Below are 19,146 nucleotides of genomic sequence, written 5' to 3'. Positions count from 1 at the left end.
CGGCACGGATGGTTACCTCGTGCTGACCAAGTGTTGCGGCGCGGGCAGACGCCGACAACTCGAACCGCCCCGAACTCCTTTAATAAAAGGGAGAACCGCCCCATGCCCGCGAAACGTCTCCTGCCGCTCGCGGTCGCTGCGCTCTGCGTGGCCGCCGCCGGGCTCGGCTTCGGAACCGCCGCACCCGCCCAGGCCGCCGGTGAACAGGTCAACATCTGGCTGACCACCACCAACGACTCGGCCGGCCAGAACGTGACCCGTGGTCTGCAGCAGCAGACGCCGGTGAACTTCGGCCCGGCCGGCGGCTCGGCGAACCAGACCGTCACCGTCAACGAGAACACGACGTACCAGTCCTTCGAGGGCGGCGGTGCATCGTTCGCCGACAGTTCGGCGTGGCTGCTGAACAGCAGCAACGTGATCTCGGCCGCGACCCGCGACCAGGTGATGAAGGACCTGTTCGACCCGGTCAACGGGATCGGCCTCGCCTTCGTCCGGAACCCGATGGGCGCGTCCGACCTCGCTCGCTTCAACTACTCGTACGACGACACGTGCTGCGACCTGAACGACTTCAGCATCCAGCACGACCTCGCGGACGTCGTACCGCTCACCAAGCAGGCCCGGCAGCTCAACCCCAACTTGAAGGTCATAGGTTCGCCGTGGAGCGCGCCGGCCTGGATGAAGGACAACAACGACTTCGTCCACCGCGGCTGGCTGAAGTGGGAGTACGCGCCGACGTACGCGCAGTACTTCGTCAAGTACCTGCAGCAGAACGAGGCCCAGGGCAACCACATCGACTACATCTCGGTGCAGAACGAGCCGACCTGCTGCGGCTCGGACTCGACCGGGTACGCGTCGATGAACTGGAACGGCTCCGGGCTGCTCGAGTTCACCAAGAACAACCTGATGCCCGCGCTGCAGGCCGCCGGGCTGACCACGAAGGTGCTGATCCTCGACTACAACTGGGGCAACTACAACGACCTCGGGTCGGTCCCGATCGCGGACGCCGCGCTGCGCAACCACCCGAACTTCGGCGGTATCGCCTGGCACGGGTACGGCGGCGACGTGAACCTGCAGACCCAGGTACACAACCAGTACCCGGGCGTGAACGCCTACATGACCGAGCACTCCGGCGGTACGTGGATCGCGAACCAGCAGGCCGAGGACATGAACAACCTGGTCGACTACACCCGCAACTGGGACAAGTCGTGGGTCAAGTGGGGCATCGCCCTGGACGAGAACCACCTGCCGTACGTCGGCGCCGGCTGCAACGTCTGCACCGGTCTCGTCACCGTGCACCGCAACGACAGCCAGCGCGGTCAGGTCACCAAGACCGTCGAGTACTACACGATGGGCCACCTGACGAAGTTCGTGAAGCCGGGTGCGCTGCGGATCGACTCGACCGCGAACAGTTCGGTGAAGAACGTGGCCTGGAAGAACCCGGACGGTTCCAAGGCCCTGATCGCCTTCAACACCACGGGGAGCTCGCAGTCCGTGCGGGTGAACTGGGGCTCGCAGTCCTTCGTCTACACGCTGCCGACCAAGACGTCGGCGACCTTCACCTGGTCCGGCTCGCAGAGCGGCGACGGCGGTGGTGGTGGCGGACAGATCACGGGGTTGGCCGGCAAGTGCATGGATGTCGCCGGAGCCAACTCCGCGGACGGTACGGCGGTCCAGTTGTACGACTGCAACGGTACGACGGCCCAGCAGTGGTCGCGTCCTGGTGACGGGACGGTCCGTGCTCTCGGCAAGTGCCTCGACGTCAACGCCGGCTCCATCGCCGACGGCGCGAAGGTGCAGATCTATTCGTGCAACGGCAGTGCCGCCCAGCAATGGACCTACACGAGTGGGAGAGACCTGGTGAATCCACAGGCGAACAAGTGTCTCGACGTCACGAACAACACCTCCGCCAACGGCACTCCGCTGCAACTGTGGACCTGCACCGGCGCGGCCAACCAGAAGTGGACCATGTCATGAGGCGGGTGGCGGCAGCCGCCGCGGCTCTGGTGCTAGGCGGTGGTCTGTTGATGACGGCCAGTCCCGCGCAGGCGGCGACCGGGACGATCACCGGTCTCGCGGGGAAGTGTGCGGACGTAGCCGGCGCGAACAGTGCGGACGGTACGGCGGTTCAGCTGTACGACTGCAACGGGACCGCGGCGCAGAGCTGGAGTCGTGGGAGTGACGGCACGATCCGGGCCCTGGGCAAATGTCTCGACGTGAGTGCCGGCTCGGTCGCCGACGGCGCACGGGTCCAGCTGTGGACGTGCAACGGGAGCGGGGCCCAGCAATGGACCTACACCTCCGGGCGCGACCTGGTGAATCCGCAGGCGAACAAGTGTCTTGATGTCACCGGCAACAACTCGGCGAACAGTACGCCGTTGCAGTTGTGGACGTGCAGCGGTGGCGCGAACCAGAAGTGGAACGTGCCGGCCGCGGATGACGGGCCTCCTCCGGCAGGCGGTGCGCCGATGGCGGCAGCGCCGTACCTCTATCAGGGCTGGGGTGAACCGCCGAACCCGGCGACCGTGATGAACGCGGCCGGGGTGAAGTGGTTCACGATGGCGTTCATCTTGTCGAACGGGTACTGCAACCCGCAGTGGGACGGGAACCGGCCGCTGACCGGTGGCGTCGATCAGCAGGCGATCAACACGATCCGGTCCAACGGCGGCGACGTCGTGGTCTCGGTCGGCGGCTGGTCCGGCAACAAGCTCGGGCAGAGCTGCGGTACGGCGAGTGAGCTTGCGGCGGCGTACCAGAAGGTGATCAACGCGCTGTCGCTGAAGGCGATCGACGTCGACATCGAGGACCAGGAGTTCTCGCAGCCGGCCGTCCGGCAGAAGGTCGTCGACGCGCTGAAGATCGTCGAGCAGAACAACCCGGGGATCGCGACGTACCTGACGTTCGGCACGACGACGTCCGGTCCGGACGGGAACGGGCAGGACCTGATCCAGCGGGGCGCGAACTCGGGGCTGAACCTCGACGGCTGGGTGATCATGCCGTTCGACTTCGGCGGCGGGTCGACCAACATGGGCACGCTGACCCGGCAGGCGGCCGACGGACTGAAGAACCGGGTCAAGGCGGCGTACGGGCTGACCGACGACGCGGCGTACCGGAAGATCGGCATCTCCTCGATGAACGGCATCACCGACGTCGCCGGTGAGCGCGTCAACCTGTCGGACTTCGAGTCGATGCTGTCCTACGCGTCCGAGCACCACCTGGCCCGGTTCACGTTCTGGTCGGTGAACCGCGACCGTCCGTGCACGGGCGGCGGCGCCGACACCTGCTCCGGCGTCTCCCAGAACCCGTGGGACTTCTCGAAGGTGATCGGCCGCTACCGGGGATAGCGGATCGCCAGGCCATCACAATCGGCCCGCGACGACGCCCCACCACGGGCGCGCGTCGCGGGCCGACGATTGTGATGGCCTGGGCGTTTGACCCTCCGGCTACCGGAGGGTGGAAGCTTGTCGCATGACGGCGACGGTGACGGTGGGGGAGTTCTCCCGCCTGACGCATCTGAGTGTGAAAACGCTGCACCACTACCACGACATCGGCCTGCTCGCGCCGGTCGCGATCGACGCCTCGTCGGGCTATCGGCGCTACGGCACCGATCAGGTCGACATGGCGCTGCTGATCCGGCGGCTGCGGGAACTGCGGATGCCGCTGCCGGACGTCCGCGCCGTGGTCGAGGCGTCCGACGGTCCGGCCCGGGAAGAGACGTTGCGGGCTCATCTCGAGCGGATGGAGCAGGAGCTCGCCCACACGCGAGACGTCGTCACGTCACTGCGTGAACTGCTGACACCCGGCCGGCCCGTCCTCGACGTGCAGTACCGGTTCATCCCGCCGTTCCGTGCGTACGGCGTGACCGGGCACGTCGTGCGGGACGAGATCGGGCCGTGGTGCGAGTACGCCTTCGGGAAGCTCGGCGCGGTCGCCGGTGACATCCGGGCGACCTCGGGAGCGACGTACAGCGACGAGTTCTTCACCGACGACGCGGGTGAGGTGGTGACCTTCCTCCCGGTGGCACTCGACCAGCCGCCGGCCGACGGGGTCGAACTCGTCGACCTGCCCGGCGGGTACTTCGCGATCGCCGTTCACGCCGGCCCGATGACAGATTTCGACCGAACGTACGGCGCGCTCGGCAGCCACGTCGCGGAGTACTGCGAGGTGGCGCCGGGACCGATCCGTGAGTTGTACCCCATCGGCCCGGGGGACGTCCCCGATCCGGCCGACTTCCGAACCGAGGTCTGCTGGCCGATCCAGCGGATCCCTGTGCTGAAAGGCTGAACCATGTCTGTAACGCTCGAGAACATCGCCTTCGACTGCGCCGACGCACAGGCGCTCGCCACCTTCTGGGCCGGCGTGCTGTCGACCGAGGTCGATGCCGAGGCCAACCAGTTCTTCGCGACCGTGAACCGGGCCGCGACCGGGCCGACGCTGATGTTCCTCCAGGTCCCGGAGCCGCGCAACGGCAAGAACCGCCTGCACGTCGACCTGGCCGCCACCGACTGGTCCGCCGAGGTCGACCGGCTGGTCGGACTGGGCGCGAAGCGGCTCGACGAGCACAACGAGTACGACACCCACTGGATCACTCTGGCCGACCCCGAAGGCAACGTCTTCGACGTGGCCGAGCACCACTGAGACGGGGCTTGCCAGCCATCTGTTCCGGGAGGAGGGTGAGAAGTGTCCGGCGGCGCCGCCCCGGCGCTGCCCTGAGCGTAAGGGGGGTGGATCGTGTACGCGCGTTCCACCACGATCAATGCCGCCCCGGCGTCGATCGACGCCGGCGTCGCGCAGGTGCGCGACGAGGTGATGCCCATGCTGATGGGGATGGACGGCTGTACCGGCCTGTCCATGCTTGTCGACCGCGAGTCCGGCCGCTGCATCACGACCAGCGCCTGGCAGTCCGAGGAGGCGATGCGGGCCACGGACGAAGAACTGCAGCCGGTCCGGGAGCGGATCGCAGCGGAGCTCGGCGGCAGTCCGATGGTGCAGGAGTGGGAGATCGCCGTTCTGCACCGTGACCACCGTTCGGTGGCGGGTGCGTGCGTCCGGGCGACCTGGGTGAAGGTCGACCCCGCGAACCTGGACCGGGCGATCGACGTCTACAAGCTCGCCTCACTGCCGAGGCTGGAGGATCTGGCCGGGTTCTGCAGCGCGAGCCTGCTGGTCGACCGGGCGTCCGGCCGGGCGGTCTCGTCGGTCACCTACGACAGCAAGGAGACGCTGGACGGCAGCCGTGAAGCGGCGGCCTCGATGCGTGCCTCGACCGCCAAGGACGCCGGCGCCGAGATGCTGGACGTCGGTGAGTTCGAGCTCGCCATCGCCCATTTACGGGTCCCCGAGCTGACCTGATCGCTGCGGTCACGGCGCATGACCGAATGCTGCCGTGAACGCCTCGCGGAACAGGTCGGCCAGGTCGGGCTCGCCGTCGCCGGCGGCCCAACGGAGTAAGGCGGTGTGAGTCACACCCAGTACGGCGCTTGCGGCGGCGCGGGCGCCGTACTCCAGTGAGGGGTCGATCGCGCTGACGAACGCCTCTTGCAACCGGTACTGGCTGTCCAGGTGGCGCGCCTGGAGCGCCGGGGTCGAGATCATCAGCCGGAGCCGCGCGAGGAGCAGGTCGTGCTCGTTCGTGGCGGCCAGGTCGAGGATGGTCAGCACGGTACGGCCGATGCGGTCGGTGAGTGATCTCGTCGCGGGCAGTTCGGTGAGCGTGGTCGCGGTCAGCTGGTCGAAGTCGTCGTACAGGACCAGGTCTTCCTTGGTGGGGAAGTTCCGGTAGACCGTCATCGCCGAGACGCCGGCCGCGTCGGCGACGTCGTTCACCGTGGTCGCGTCGTACCCGCGGTCGGTGAACAGGCGGAGCGCCTGCCGCTGGATGCGTTGCCGGGTATCGGCGCGCTGGCGGTCTCTCAAGTTCATGTGGTAGATACTAACAACATGATAGTTTCTAACATGAACGGCAAGGTTGCGTTGGTGACAGGCGCCTCCCGGGGCATTGGGCGGGCGATCGCGGAGCGGCTGGCCGCGGCGGGGGCCGAGGTGGCCGTGCACTACCACCAGGACAAGGCCGGTGCGGAGGAGACGCTCTCGCGGATCGGCGGTCGTGGTTTCGTGATCGGGGCTGAGCTTGGTGTGCCTGGGGATGCGGAGCTCGTCGTCGACCAGTTGGTTGCGGAGCTGTCTGGCCGGCGGCTGGATGTGCTCGTGAACAACGCGGCGGCGTCGCCCGCGGGTCCGATCGGTGCGGACACGGAGGCAGCGTTCGACCGGTTGATGGCGGTCAACGTGCGAGCGCCGTACTTCCTGATCCAGCGGTTGCTGCCGATCCTGTCCGACGACGGCCGGATCGTGTCGATCTCGTCGGTCGCGACCCGGATGGCGAACCCGTCGCAGACTTCGTTCGCGATGACGAAGGGTGCGCTGGAGACGATGACTTTTACCCTGGCGCAGGAGCTGGGTGCGCGGGGCATCACCGTGAACGCCGTCGCGCCGGGTGCAACCCGGACCGAGGCGAACGGGGCGATCTTCGAGACGCCCGGGTTGTCGGAGCTGATCGTCGCGCAGACGGCGCTCGGCCGGTTGGGTAGCGCCGACGATGTCGCCGAGGTGGTCGCGTTTCTTGCGTCACCTGCGGCGCGGTGGATCACCGGACAGGTCGTGGACGCGTCCGGTGGTCTGCACCTGGGGGTCGGCTAGGGGGTTGAGTCGGTGTCGAGGAAGAGTTGTACGTCGGGATGCGTGCGCAGCGCCGTACCGGGGTGATCGGGGCCGATCGGTTGCGTGAGGGTGTCCTGGACGGCCTGGCGTTTGACCGATCCGGGGACCGAACCGATCAGCGCGTGCGCGTTCAGCAGGCGGGGGATGGTCACGGTGACCGCGTGGGTCGGTACGTCGGTGAGCGCCGGGAAATTGCCCTCGTCGACCTGCTGTTGGCGGCTGGTCTCGTCGAGCGCGACTCGTTTCGTGGCTTCCGGGTCGTTGAAATCGGCGGGCGGATCGTTGAACGCCAGGTGGCCGTTGACGCCGAGGCCGAACAGGACGAGGTCGAACGGGTCGTCGCCCATCAACTCCGCGTAAGCCTCCGGCCCGTCCTCGGGGGCGAGCGGGTAGAACGTTGCCTGCGGCACCTTGTCCAGGAAGTTCCGGCGCAGCCAGTTGCGGAACGACTGCGGGGCATCGGGCTTCAGGTCGACGTACTCGTCCATGTGGAAGCACTCGACCCGGCTCCAGTCGAGGTCCGGTTCGCCTGCGAGCGCGGCCAGGGTGGCCGTCTGGCTCGGCGCGGCGGCCAGCATGACGCGCGCCCTCCCGGTCGTGGCGATCGCCTTCCTCAGCCGCTCGGCGGCAGCGGCGCTCGCAGCGCGCCCGAGCTCCGTGCGATCCGAGCAGGTGACGACCCGAGGAGCATGCTCAACAGTCATGGAGAAAGGCTCGCACACCCGCCGGACCACCGCCGCGCCATGCCCGTCCGGGGGTTAGCCCCAGGGTGCGGCGGTGGTTTGCCGGAGGTCGGGTCGGTGGGTGGCTGGAGTGTGCGGACTTGTCCGCGGAAATAGCTTCGTGGGTATGACGAATCAGGTGCTGACGGGTGCGGTGCAGGAGCCGACTGGCGGGGTGGCCGGGTGGGCGATCGACCTCATGGAGCGATTGGGGCCGGCGGGGGCGGGGCTTGCGGTGGCGTTGGAAAACCTGTTTCCGCCGTTGCCGAGTGAGGTGATCCTGCCGCTGGCCGGGTTCGCGGCGGCGCGGGGTGATCTCGGCCTGGTCGCCGCGATTCTGTTCACCACGCTCGGGTCGGTCGTGGGCGCGCTCGCGCTGTACGGCGTGGGCGCGGCGCTCGGGCGGGACCGGACGCGGGCGCTCGCCGGGAAGCTGCCGCTGGTGAAGCTGCGGGACGTCGACAAGGCCGAGGACTGGTTCGCCCGGCACGGCGCGAAGGCGGTGCTGATCGGGCGGCTGGTTCCGGTGGTACGCAGCCTGATCTCGGTGCCGGCCGGGGTCGAGCGGATGCCGGTCGTGTTGTTCCTCGCGCTGACGGCCGTCGGGAGCCTGGTGTGGAACTCGTTGCTGATCCTGGCCGGCTACCAGCTCGGCGAGCGGTGGCATCTGGTGGAGTCGTCAGTGGGGGTGTTCCAGAAGGTCGTGATCGCCGCTGTGGTGGGCGCGGCCGCGTGGTTCGTCGTGGCGAAGCTCCGGGCCCGGCGTTCGGATGCTGAGAAAGTCCAGTAAGCGGCTCGACTTTCACTACGCTCGAGGGAGTTGCCGTCGAGGTTTTCAGGAGATGGGTCAGATGCCGTCAGTCGCGTTCGAGTCGCAGGTCGTGCCCCAAGGTGCGCAAGAGCCGCCGGTCTGGCCGCAGTCGGTGGTCACGCTGGTGGGCAATCCGCGGGCCGGGTCGCGGACAGCGGCCGCCGCGGCGTCCGTCGCGGAGCTGCTCGCTTCCGAGCTCGGTACGCCGTACCGGATCGACGAGCTGATCGATCTGGTGACGATCGCCCCGGCCATCTTCCAGGGCGAGCAAGCCGGTGCCGAGGCGCAGGCGGCGCTGGAGAGCGCGGTCGATCTGGTGTCGTCGGCGTCGGTGATCGTCGTCGCGACGCCGGTCTACAAAGGCAGCTACACCGGGCTGCTGAAGAGCTTCCTCGACGTACTGCGGCCTTCCGCCTTGGCGGGCTCCGTGGTCGTTCCGGTGACGGTGTCGGCGGCGCCGAGTCACAAGCTGCTGGCCGATCAGCACATTCGTCCGGTGCTGGCCGAGCTGGGCGCGAGCGTCCCTGTGCCCGGGGTGATTCTGGAGGAGCGCGACCTCGAAGACCTCCAGGTCGTGCTGTCGGGCTGGATCCGCGACAACGCGGGCATCGTCCAGGCCACCACAATCGCCCTCCAGCCAGTCGCCGAACCAACCCCTGCCCGCTAGCGCACTCTGGCTCCTCACATGTCGATGCGGAGAGCGCTGAAGCGGGCGGCTAGGTCGTCGACCCAGGCAATTGGCGTTCGGTGATCCGGGAGCGGTACGCCGGCTTCGCTCCGCCACAGAGCGTCGCCGAGCGCGGTGCGCAGATGCCAGGCCATGGCGCGTTCAGGAGACAGGTCGTGGCCGGTGATCTGTTGGTAGTGGTGCAAGGTCGCCTGCAAGAGTTCGACGCCGGGCCCGGTCCCCGGGAAGGTGCGGAGGTCGTACTCCGGCTCGGCCGTCCCGACCGTTTCGAAGTCGATCACCACGCGGAGCTCATCGCCCTGCCAGACCTGGTTCCCACCATGGAAGTCGCCGTGCGCCAGGACGGTCGATCCCGGCGACGCGAGGACGTTGTCGGCCCAATCGCACCAGCGCGTCACCGAATCGACCTGATCCGGCCGGATCCACGGCCCGATGCCGGCACGGATCGTCTGAGTGGTCGCGGGTGGTAGCAGTACGGGCTGAAGGCCGCCGACGAGGTGCTCGACCCGCTCGAAGGCTTGGTGCAGGCCGGCCAGAAAGATCGCGAGCTGCCGGCCGGCATGATCACGGTCGATCGAGTCAGCGATGTCGAACAACGCCGTACCGGGAACGCGCCTGGTCACCAGCAGCACCGGATCGGTGCTGCTGGCAATGACCTCCGGGAGGAACGGAACACCAGGTTCGTTCGCCAGTGCTGCCAGTACGTCGATCTCGTGCGCAACCCGGAGTGCTGCGGGCTGCGACCACGCGAACTTCGCGACGTACTGGTCCCCGACCATCGCGCTGGCGGCCCACCACTGTGGATCCTCCTCGCCCAGCGTCTCCCGAACGACAACCTCGTGCCCGCTCAGCTTCGGAGCAACCACTCGCAGTGCATCGGCAACTGCCTCCGAAGAACCCTCGGCCAACCACCTCATTCACCCATCCCATCACAAGAGCTAGTCGGTGTAGCTGGGTTGGGTGGGGGAGTGGCGGAGGGTTGTGGTTGCTGGGATGAGGGTTGAGGCGAAGGTCAGGAGTGCGGCTGCGCCTACTACTACGAGGTAGATCCAGATCGGGCCGGTGGGGAGGGCGTCGTTGGAGACCTTGGCGGAGAACGGGAGGAGGCAGGCCAGGGCGACTCCCGTGCCCAAGGTGACGCCGGTGAGGGTGACCAGGGTGCTTTCGGTGGTCAGCATGCGGAGCACCTGGAAGCGGGTCGAGCCGGTCAGCCGTTGGAGAGCGAACTCGCGGCGGCGGCGCAGGGTGGTGGACACGAGCGTGTTGACGACCGAGACCGCGGTGTAGGCGATCAGCATGCCGACGAGCATGTAGTTGATCCACGCCTGTGTCTGCAGGTCCTCGACGTTCGAGGCGACCAGCGTGCTGCGATCGGCGACCTTGACACCCGGATGGGCGGCAGCGAGCTTGGTCAGACCCGGTCGTACGTCGGCACCTGCATCGGCCCGTACCAGGATCTGTTTCGTCAACCCGTCCGTCGTGTGCGCCGCGACCAGCGACGCGGGCAGGATGATCGTCTCGTACCCGCGCTCGGCCGCAAATGTCGCGACCACCCGCAACTTCACCGTGGTCCCGTCGCCCAACGTCATCGTGATCTCGGAGCCCACGCCACGGCCGGTCTTGTTCGCCATGTACTCCGGCACCGCCGCGGTCGACCCGGTCAAGCCGGCCAGCGATCCGCTCGTCAACCGAACCGGCGCCGTACCGTTCGCGTCCTGCGCATCCACGCCCATCACCGGCGCACCCTCCTCGTCGAACGGAGCATTACGAGGATCATCGACCGCAGCCATGCTGCGTACGAACGCCGAAGCACTCGTCACGCCCGGCACGGCCCGAACCTCCGAGAGCACGGTCGACGAGAGACCAGCATCCGACACCAGTACGGCGTCCGCACGCAGATCGCGCGTGAACGCCTCCGAGGATGCGTGCACCTGCGTGGTCTGCATGTACAAGTTGGCGGTCGAGATGCCGACGGCAAGCATCACCGGCATCGCCGCGGCCGACAGTGCCACCGAACGCGCCGACAGGTTGCGGATCGCGAGCCGGCCGTTCACTCGGGTCAGAGCTTGGACCGGCCAGCGCCAGATCCCCAGCACCGCCTTGGTCCAGAACGGCCCGAGCACCGCGACGCCGATCGCCCAGCAGAGGATGGACGGACCCGCCGTCGAGGCGGCGAGCGGCCCGGACATCACCGTCGCGGTGACGATCAGCAACGCCATTCCGCCACCGAGGAACAGGACGCCGAACAGCAACCGGATCCAGCTGAACCACTTCCGCTGCAACGACGCCTCGACGAGAGCCTCGACCGGCTTGATCTTCGCCGACTTCCGCGCCGCGATCAGCCCCGCGCCGATCGCCGCGAGGACCGCCGCACCGGCGCCCGCCCCGAACGGGATCCACCCCTGCGAGAACTCGATCACCGGCGACGCGACGCCGTGCGCACTGAGCTGATCGAAGAGGAACTGGCCGAGGAAGATCCCGGGAAGGCATCCGAGCACGACGGCCGGCAGCGCGACCATGAGCGCCTCGCCGAGGATCATCCGCCGTACCTGGCCGGGCGTCGTACCGATCCCGCGAAGCAGCGCGAACTCCCGCTCCCGGTGCTGCGCCGCGAGCGCCAGCGTGGACGCGACCACGAACATCATCGTCATCGTCGCGATCCCGCCGAACGAGCCGGCGATCGCGATCAACGCCGTACGGTGTGATTCGGCGTCGGGGTGTTCCGCCAGGCCGCGGTCGACACCCGCACGGACGGCCAGGTTCCCGTCGACCTCCTCCAGTCGTTCCTTGACCGCGGAGATATCGGTGCCAGGAGCAACCAGTACGCCGACATCGGCGAAACGGGCCGGGTTGCGGACGAGTTGCGCGGCGTCGTGGTCGGAGAAGAAGGCGTGGCTGGCCGCTTGTGGGGCGATGCCGCTGATGGTGAAGGTCTTCGGCTCGCCGTTGATCAGGAGGGTCAGCTGCTCGCCCGGCTTCCCGGATGAAACGACGACCTCGCCGGACCGCGGCGCGCGTCCAGCACTCAGGTGATAGGGAGCGAGGGAAGCGCCTGACCAGTTGTGGCCCTCAGCAATCGAAGATCCGACGGCAGTGAAGGTGTAGTCGCCCACAGCAGACGAAACGCCTTGTACAGAACGGATCTTGGCGAGCAGGTCGACAGGTACGCCGACGCGTTCCGTCAGGGGAGTGGCATCTTCAACGCCGGGGCGGTGGTGGGACTGATTGCCGGTGACAACGAGCGACGCGCCCGCGAGACGTTGCGGCTCCACGTTGGAGCGGATGCCGGTCTCCATCAGGCCGCCACAGGCCATCACGATCGCCGTACCGAAGACGACCGCGATGAACGTGGCGATGAATCCGCTCTTGCGATGGCGCAAGGTGCGGACGGCGAGGCGCATCATCCCGCCACCGCCTGCAGGGTCGAGCGTGCGCCGAGGTGGGTCATCCGGTCGGCGACAGATTCGGCGGTCGGGGCGGTCAGGCTGCCGGCGAGTGCGCCGTCGGCGAGGAAGACCACCTGGTCGGCGTACGACGCGGCGACCGGGTCGTGGGTGACCATGACGACCGTCTGGCCCTGGGTGCGCACCGGCTCGCGCAGGAGTTCGAGGACGTCGGCAGCGGTCTGGGTGTCGAGGGCGCCGGTCGGCTCGTCGGCGAAGATCACGGCCGGCCGGGCGACGAGCGCGCGGGCGATCGCGACCCGCTGCTGCTGGCCGCCGGACAGCTCGCCCGGGCGGTTCTTGGACCGGTCGGCGAGACCGACGCGCTCCAGCACCTGGCGTACGGCGGCCTTGTTCACGCGGCGCCCGTCGAGCTCCTGCGGCAGGCAGACGTTCTGCCAGACGGTCAGTGCGGGCAGCAGGTTGAAGGACTGGAACACGAAGCCGATCCGCTCCCGCCGGAGCTCGGTCAGCCTGCGCTCGCTGAGTCCGGCGAGCGGCTGGCCGTCGATGGAGACACTGCCGGAGGTCGGCCGGTCGAGTCCCGCGGCACAGTGCAGGAAAGTGCTCTTGCCCGATCCAGACGGACCCATCACCGCGGTGAACGTGCCGGGGGCGAACTTCATCGAGATCCCGTCGAGGGCGGTGACGGCGTTCCCGCCACGGCCGTAGACCCGTCGTACCTCCTGCAGGACGACCGAGTACCCGGTCCCGTCGACTGCTTCCTGCGTCCGTTTCTTCATGCCGCTGACGCTACGGATCAGCGACGTACCAACCCATGGTGCTGAGCCACCCCTGATGGTGGACGAAACCCCACCTAGGGGCGGAGGAGGGCGCGGAGGCCGGCAGTGAAGGTCGAGGGGGTGACGTCACCCATGATGAGCCGCTGCAGGATGAAGCCCGGGATCAGGCCGAAAAGGACCTGGGCGACGTGCCGGGGATCGACGTCGGCGTCGATCGTGCCGTCGGCCTGGGCGCGGCGGGCGACTTCCTCGAACCGGTCCCGCAGTTGGGTGTACTTGCCGCAGGCGGTGGTCATGATCGCCGGGTTGTGCAACGCCTCGGCCCAGGCCTGGACACCGACCCGGGTGACGTCGCCGCCGGGTCGTTCGGCCACCTCGACCACGTGATCGAGCGCTGTCTCCAGAGCCATCAGGGGTGTCAGTGGCGCTTCGGTGGCGAGGATCTTCTGGAAGACCTCGTCCACGGTGCTGAGCGCGTCCTCGGCGATCGCCGCGACGATCTCTTCCTTGCTCTTGAAGTACCCGTAGACGGCGCCCGCGGACAGTCCGGACTCGCGGATCACGTCCGCCATCGTCGTCTTGTGGAAGCCCTCCCCGCTCACGCAGGTACGGGCCGCCGCGACGATCTGCGCACGGCGGGCCAGGCGGTGTTCCTCGGTGACCTTGGGCACGTTCGAAACATAAAACGAATGTCCGTTCTTGACAAGTCGCCGGGCCGTTGCCAGGCTCGGACATATAAAGAACGATCATTCGGTTTTAATGCCCGAGGGAGTACCAGCCATGACCACTGAGGCGCACGCGGCCGAACGTCGCCGGCCGCCCCTGATCGCCGTCATCACGCTGCTGACCGCGGTCCTCACGGTGTTCCTGATCGCCTTCGCGTGGCCGTCCGCGCGCTCCGAACCGCGGAACGTCCCGCTCGCGGTGTCCGGCCCGACGCCGGCGGTCGCGCAGATCAAGGCCGGGCTCGAGCAGGCGATGCCCGGTGGCTTCGAGATCACCGCCGTACCGGATCGGCAGGCGGCGGTGCAGCGGATCGAGGACCGGGACGCGTACGGCGCGATTGTGCTGGACGCGGCGCAGCCCGAAGTACTGACCGCGTCCGCGGGCGGTCCCGCCATCGCGCAGGTCCTGACGCAGTTGTCCGCCCGGATGTCGCCGGAGAATCCGGCGAAGGTGACTGACATCGTGCCGCTGCCGAAGGACGATCCGCGCGGTGCCGGACTCGCTGCCGCCGCATTGCCGCTCGTGCTCGGCGGGATCATCGCCGCCGCCGCGCTCACCCAGTTGGTGCGATCCGGTGCGAAGCGGATGATCGGCGCGATCACTTTCGGGGTCACCGGTGGGCTCGCGCTGGCCGCCGTACTGCAGTACTGGCTCGGCTCGTTCGAGGGCAGCTACCTCGGCAACGCGGGTGTCATCGCGATGTCGATCGCGGCCATCAGTCTCACGCTGCTCGGCCTCGAGTGGCTGCTCGGTACGGCGGGACTCGCACTCGGCGGCGCCGTGATGATGCTGCTCGGCAACCCGCTCTCCGGGATGACGAGCGCGCCCGAGATGCTGCCGAGCGGATGGGGCACGCTGGGTCAGCTCCTGCCGCCCGGAGCAGCCGGTACGGCGTTGCGCTCGGTGAGCTTCTTCGACGGCGCCGGCGCTGCCCGGCCACTCGTCGTACTGACGTGCTGGTTACTCGCCGGAGTGGTGCTCTGCGGGCTCGGCGCACTGCGCTCGCGGGGACGCGCCGTACATGCTCGTCATGAGGCGTCCGCCGTCGCCGCCTGACAAAGTAGGGGTATGACAACGCGGTGACCGGATCGTTACGTTCCGGTCGCCGCGTTACCGCGTGACTGGGGCGACAACGTTGTCTGTCAAGCATTGACTTCGGCCGTTCTGGCCTCCTACGGTCGCGAGAAAGCCCGCAGGGTTTGGGTCGTGGTACCGGCATGACAACGATTGCCAGAAGGTGGACCTGAATGATGTCTAGGAAACGTTTCAAACTGGCCGCGGTGGCCGGCGCGCTGCTGCTGGCGGTCACGGCCTGCAGCCAGGGCTCGACGACCAAGCAGCCGGACGCCGGCAGTTCGCAGAGCTCGGGTCCGGCGCACATCAAGATCGCGTACCAGCAGTGGGGCCCGGGCACGGTGATGAAGAACTTCCTCGCCGGTGTGAAGACGGAGTACGAGGCGGCGAACCCCGGCTCGACGGTCGAGATCCTGCCGATCGTTGCCTCGGAGAACGACTACTACACCAAGCTGCAGCTGATGATGCGGTCGCCGAACACCGCACCGGACGTGGTCTACGAGGACACCTTCCTGATCAACTCCGACATCACCGCGGGGTACCTGAAGCCGCTGGACGACTACATCAACAAGTGGGACCAGTGGAGCCAGTTCCAGGACACCGCCAAGGGCGCGGCGAAGGCGCTCGACGGTAAGACGTACGGCGTCCCGGACGGCACCGACACGCGCGCACTCTGGTACAACCGTCAGCTGTTCGCGAAGGCCGGCCTGCCGGAGGACTGGCAGCCGAAGACCTGGGACGACGTGCTCAGCGCCGCCCGGACGATCAAGCAGAAGCTGCCCGGTGTCATCCCGCTGAACGTCTACTCGGGCAAGCCGATGGGTGAAGCGTCCGCGATGCAGGGCTTCGAGATGCTGCTCTACGGCACCAAGGACACGCTGTACAACAACGACCAGCAGAAGTGGGTCGTCGGCAGCCAGGGCTTCAAGGACTCGCTGAACTTCATCAAGACCATCTACGGCGAAGGCCTTGCGCCGACGCCGAAGCAGGCGCTCGACCCGAATATGGGCAGCAAGGTCAGCACCGAAATGCTGCCCGGCGGCAAGCTGGCGATCGCGCTGGACGGCTCGTGGAAATACGGGGACTGGCAGAAGACCGGTGCGAAGCCGTGGCCGCAGTGGAGCGAGGTGATGGGCCAGACCGCGATGCCGACCCAGGACGGCGGCGGCAAGGGCAAGGTCAGCCTCTCCGGCGGCTGGACCTGGGCGATCCCGGCCAAGTCCAAGAACCCGGATGCGGCCTGGAACCTGATCAAGACCCTGCAGACGCAGAAGAACGCGACCAAGTACGCGACCGACGGCGCCCAGATCGCGGTCCGCAAAGACGTCGCCGACGACCCCGGGTACAAGAACTCGTCGAAGAGCACGAAGTTCTTCACCGATCTGGTGTCGGTGACCGTGTACCGGCCGGCGTACGCGGAGTACCCGAAGGTCTCCAACGAGATCATCACCGCGATGGAGGCGGTGATGACCGGGCAGTCCTCGCCGGACAAGGCCGCCAAGAACTACGACGAAGCGGTCGAAGGCATTGTCGGCAAGGACAAGACGACTTCGGGCCAGTAGCCGAACCGACGAAGGAACCTTGCCTGTGACGACGACTGTCGCCCCCACGGCCTCCACTCCCGCCCCCTCCGGCAAGAAGTCCGGAGGGAGCGGGAAACCGCGGGCCGCCAACCTGATCCGGATGCTGCCGCTCTCGCCGGCCATCGGACTGATGCTGGTCTTCCTGGCCGGCCCGATCCTCTACTGCGTGTACGCCGCGTTCACCAACATGGCGTTGACCGGAACCGGCGCCGCGAACGTGAAGTTCGTCGGCCTGGACAACTTCCGCAAGGCGTTCGGCAGCGGCGCGTTCACGAACGCGATCTGGCTGACGCTGGTGTTCACGCTGATCTCCGCGATCATCGGGCAGAACACGCTCGGCCTCGGCCTCGCGCTGCTGATGCGGAAGTCCACGAAGGTCGTCCGGAACTTCGTCGGTACGGCGGTGATCGGCGCGTGGGTGCTGCCCGAGGTGGTCGCGGCGTACCTGCTGAGCGCGTTCTTCAACGACGACGGCACGCTGAACGTGATGCTGCACGCGGTCGGCCTGCCCGGTCAGGACTGGTTGTACGCGGCACCGATCATCGCGGTCTCGCTGGCCAACATCTGGCGCGGTACGGCGTTCTCGATGCTGGTGTACTCGGCCGCCCTGAGCGAGATTCCCAAGGAGATCGAGGAATCCGCCGAGATGGACGGCGCGGGCGGCTGGCGGCGGCTGTTGTTCGTGACGCTGCCGATGATCACCCGCGCGATCATGACCAACCTGATGCTGATCACGCTGCAGACGCTGAGCGTGTTCGGCCTGATCTTCGCGATGACCCGCGGCGGCCCGGGAACCAAGAGCCAGACGTTGCCGCTGTACATGTACGAGCAGGCGTTCAGCTTCTCCCAGATCGGCTACGGTACGGCGATCGCGTTGGTGATGCTGGCGATCGGCGCGGTCTTCTCGCTGATCTACCTGCGTGGACTGAACTCGGAGGCCGCATGACAGTGCACATGGCGCGACTCCGTCGCGACAGATCATGGGGCTGTTGCTCCCGGTCTTCCCTCGTCGCTCCGGTCGCTTCGCTCCCTGCGCTCCTCAGTCCAGACCGGGAGGCCCCATGATCGCCCGCGACAAGATGAGCAAGCTGGCATCGAACCTGGTCCTGCTGGCCATCGGCGTACTGTTCGTGCTTCCGCTGCTGTGGGTGTTGTTCGCGTCGATCAACCGGACCGCGGGGCTGCGGGTCGAGTTCCCGACGCATCCGACGCTCGGGAACTTCAAGGCGGTGCTGAACACCGACACGACGTACCGGCCGGTGCTGAACGGCATCATTCTGTGCGGCGGGGCCGCGTTGCTGACGATGATCTGCGCGGTGCTGGCGGCGTACCCGTTGTCGCGGTTCCGGACGCGGTTCAACCGGCCGTTCTTGCTCACCGTGCTGTTCTGCACCGGGCTGCCGATCACCGCGGTGATGGTGCCGGTCTACGGGTTGTTCGTGCAGCTGAACCTGGTCGACACGCTCGGCGGCACGATCATGTTCATGGCGACGAGTGCGTTGCCGTTCGCGATCTGGCTGACGAAGACGTTCATGGACGGCGTACCGATCTCGCTCGAGGAAGCGGCGTGGGTCGACGGCGCCGGGAACATGCGCGCGCTGCGGGCGATCGTGCTGCCGTTGATGTGGCCGGGGATCGCGGTCGTGCTGATCTTCACCTTCATCGGCATGTGGGGGAACTTCTTCGTCCCGTTCATGCTGCTGCTGTCGCCTGAGCGGTTGCCGGCGTCGGTCAGCATCTTCACGTTCTTCGGCCAGTACGGCGAACCGAACTACGGGCAGCTGGCGGCGTACTCCCTCATCTACACCACGCCCGTACTCCTCCTCTACCTCCTCCTCAGCCGCAAACTCGGCGGCGCCTTCGCGCTAGGCGGAGCAATCAAGGGCTGAGGGTGGTTCGGGTTTGCTGCCAGGAGGTTAGTTTGTCGGCGAAGGGGGTTTCCCATTGGAAGTCGGAGATGCCTTGGGTGAAGCGGGAGAGGGCGATCGGGGCCAAGGTGCCGGCGGATTCCGGGGCGGCGTCGACTACCACGGCCAGGCGGATGATGAAGGTCGCCAGGCGGGTCAGGCGGGAGTGGTCGGGGGTCGTCTCCAGGTCCTTCAACTGCCCACGGAGCTGTTTGATGGTGCGGAGCGCCGTACGGTGTTCGCCGCGGCCTGACGGCTGGTCGAGTTCGTCGGCCGGGATGCCCAGGAGCTCCGCGACGTCCTCCGACGGCTCAGTCGATGGAGTTGACTTGCCGAACAGGCGGGGCTTGTCGGACTGGAGGCGGTCGGCGATCTCGTCCAGGAGCGTGTCGAGGCAGTGGACAAGCTCGGGTACGGCCTTGTCGGCCGTCCGGCGGCGGTTCGAGTCGAGCGCGGCGACGCGTGCGTGCTCCGCCTCGACGGCCGCGCGCAGCGACTCCGGCCAGTCGTCGAGACCGGTCAGCTGTTCCTGACGGGGCGCCGACGCGTTGAGCGCGCTGGGGTCGAGCGGCTTGGCGCCGGAGCGCGCCGCGTCGATCTCCTCGCCGATCTTCTTCTGAGGTCCCGGAACGATTGAGCTCACACGCCCACCCTACGCATCTGGTGGGTGGGCGTCCGAGGTTCAGGGTTCGCGACCGAGATCAGATGCGCAAACCCAGCATCGCGGACGCC

Annotated in this window: 19 protein-coding genes; 12 read left to right on the top strand and 7 right to left on the bottom strand. The window is 67.5% G+C overall.

The window, feature by feature from the left end:
• Positions 1-102 precede the first annotated feature (102 nt).
• From EV649_RS13945 to EV649_RS13925, 5 genes are all read left to right on the top strand, one after another.
• Entirely contained in the window at positions 103-1,974 is a 1,872-nt protein-coding gene (locus EV649_RS13945; protein ID WP_130383873.1) for a ricin-type beta-trefoil lectin domain protein, read from the top strand.
• A complete protein-coding gene (locus EV649_RS41615; RefSeq protein ID WP_130383872.1) occupies positions 1,971-3,341 on the top strand; it encodes a chitinase in 1,371 nt (456 codons plus the stop codon). The genes EV649_RS13945 and EV649_RS41615 overlap by 4 nt, the downstream gene beginning before the upstream one ends.
• A 124-nt stretch (positions 3,342-3,465) precedes the next feature.
• Positions 3,466-4,281: a MerR family transcriptional regulator gene (locus tag EV649_RS13935; RefSeq protein WP_130383871.1), complete on the top strand. Its 816-nt coding sequence runs from the start codon at positions 3,466-3,468 to the stop codon at positions 4,279-4,281.
• Positions 4,282-4,284: 3 nt separating this feature from the next.
• Positions 4,285-4,635: a VOC family protein gene (locus EV649_RS13930; RefSeq protein ID WP_130383870.1), complete on the top strand. Its 351-nt coding sequence runs from the start codon at positions 4,285-4,287 to the stop codon at positions 4,633-4,635.
• Between the two features lie 93 nt (positions 4,636-4,728).
• On the top strand, positions 4,729-5,349 hold the full coding sequence (locus tag EV649_RS13925) for a hypothetical protein (RefSeq protein ID WP_130383869.1): 621 nt from the start codon (positions 4,729-4,731) through the stop codon (positions 5,347-5,349).
• 9 nt (positions 5,350-5,358) lie between these two features.
• Here the strand turns inward: EV649_RS13925 and EV649_RS13920 are convergent, their stop codons facing one another.
• Complete coding sequence (locus EV649_RS13920) at positions 5,359-5,919, bottom strand: TetR/AcrR family transcriptional regulator (protein WP_130383868.1); 561 nt, start codon at positions 5,917-5,919, stop codon at positions 5,359-5,361.
• A gap of 33 nt (positions 5,920-5,952) precedes the next feature.
• Here EV649_RS13920 and EV649_RS13915 point away from each other — a divergent pair, with 33 nt between their 5' ends.
• A complete protein-coding gene (locus EV649_RS13915) occupies positions 5,953-6,696 on the top strand; it encodes an SDR family oxidoreductase (RefSeq protein ID WP_130383867.1) in 744 nt (247 codons plus the stop codon).
• On the opposite strand, the gene EV649_RS13910 is transcribed toward EV649_RS13915, so the two are convergent.
• Positions 6,693-7,421, bottom strand: a complete 729-nt coding sequence (locus EV649_RS13910; protein WP_130383866.1) for a 6-phosphogluconolactonase — start codon at positions 7,419-7,421, stop codon at positions 6,693-6,695. The two genes, EV649_RS13915 and EV649_RS13910, sit on opposite strands and share 4 nt — an antisense overlap.
• 145 nt (positions 7,422-7,566) lie before the next feature.
• On the opposite strand from EV649_RS13910, the gene EV649_RS13905 reads away from it, so the two are divergent.
• Positions 7,567-8,229, top strand: a complete 663-nt coding sequence (locus tag EV649_RS13905) for a DedA family protein (RefSeq protein ID WP_130383865.1) — start codon at positions 7,567-7,569, stop codon at positions 8,227-8,229.
• A gap of 61 nt (positions 8,230-8,290) precedes the next feature.
• Positions 8,291-8,917 (top strand): NAD(P)H-dependent oxidoreductase, encoded by a 627-nt coding sequence (locus EV649_RS13900; protein WP_130383864.1) that lies wholly within the window; start codon positions 8,291-8,293, stop codon positions 8,915-8,917.
• A gap of 14 nt (positions 8,918-8,931) precedes the next feature.
• Here EV649_RS13900 and EV649_RS13895 read toward each other — a convergent pair whose 3' ends face one another.
• The 4 genes from EV649_RS13895 to EV649_RS13880 form a co-directional block, all read right to left on the bottom strand.
• Positions 8,932-9,855 (bottom strand): aminoglycoside phosphotransferase family protein, encoded by a 924-nt coding sequence (locus EV649_RS13895; protein WP_130383863.1) that lies wholly within the window; start codon positions 9,853-9,855, stop codon positions 8,932-8,934.
• A 21-nt stretch (positions 9,856-9,876) separates the two neighbouring features.
• The gene (locus EV649_RS13890) at positions 9,877-12,342 is read right to left on the bottom strand and encodes an ABC transporter permease (protein WP_241998176.1); all 2,466 of its coding nucleotides are present in this window, start codon (positions 12,340-12,342) and stop codon (positions 9,877-9,879) included.
• Positions 12,339-13,124 carry an ABC transporter ATP-binding protein gene (locus EV649_RS13885; protein ID WP_130383862.1) on the bottom strand — a complete coding sequence of 262 codons (786 nt, stop codon included), beginning with the start codon at positions 13,122-13,124 and terminating at the stop codon, positions 12,339-12,341. Before EV649_RS13885 ends, EV649_RS13890 begins: the two co-directional genes overlap by 4 nt.
• A 74-nt stretch (positions 13,125-13,198) precedes the next feature.
• Positions 13,199-13,795 (bottom strand): TetR/AcrR family transcriptional regulator, encoded by a 597-nt coding sequence (locus tag EV649_RS13880; protein ID WP_130383861.1) that lies wholly within the window; start codon positions 13,793-13,795, stop codon positions 13,199-13,201.
• Positions 13,796-13,904: 109 nt separating this feature from the next.
• Here EV649_RS13880 and EV649_RS13875 point away from each other — a divergent pair, with 109 nt between their 5' ends.
• The 4 genes from EV649_RS13875 to EV649_RS13860 all read left to right on the top strand — a co-directional run bounded on the left by EV649_RS13875 (position 13,905) and on the right by EV649_RS13860 (position 18,396).
• Entirely contained in the window at positions 13,905-14,906 is a 1,002-nt protein-coding gene (locus tag EV649_RS13875) for an ABC transporter permease (protein ID WP_130383860.1), read from the top strand.
• A gap of 194 nt (positions 14,907-15,100) precedes the next feature.
• Complete coding sequence (locus EV649_RS13870; RefSeq protein WP_130383859.1) at positions 15,101-16,486, top strand: extracellular solute-binding protein; 1,386 nt, start codon at positions 15,101-15,103, stop codon at positions 16,484-16,486.
• A gap of 25 nt (positions 16,487-16,511) precedes the next feature.
• Positions 16,512-17,453, top strand: coding sequence for a sugar ABC transporter permease (locus EV649_RS13865; RefSeq protein ID WP_198682497.1), 942 nt, complete (start codon positions 16,512-16,514; stop codon positions 17,451-17,453).
• Positions 17,454-17,568: 115 nt separating this feature from the next.
• A complete protein-coding gene (locus tag EV649_RS13860) occupies positions 17,569-18,396 on the top strand; it encodes a carbohydrate ABC transporter permease (protein ID WP_130383858.1) in 828 nt (275 codons plus the stop codon).
• Here EV649_RS13860 and EV649_RS13855 read toward each other — a convergent pair.
• Positions 18,386-19,057, bottom strand: coding sequence for a hypothetical protein (locus EV649_RS13855; protein ID WP_130383857.1), 672 nt, complete (start codon positions 19,055-19,057; stop codon positions 18,386-18,388). The genes EV649_RS13860 and EV649_RS13855 overlap by 11 nt on opposite strands.
• Positions 19,058-19,146 lie beyond the last annotated feature (89 nt).

Source organism: Kribbella sp. VKM Ac-2569 (assembly GCF_004216905.1).
Lineage (GTDB): Bacteria > Actinomycetota > Actinomycetes > Propionibacteriales > Kribbellaceae > Kribbella.
This window is presented reverse-complemented; position numbering and strand designations above follow the sequence as displayed.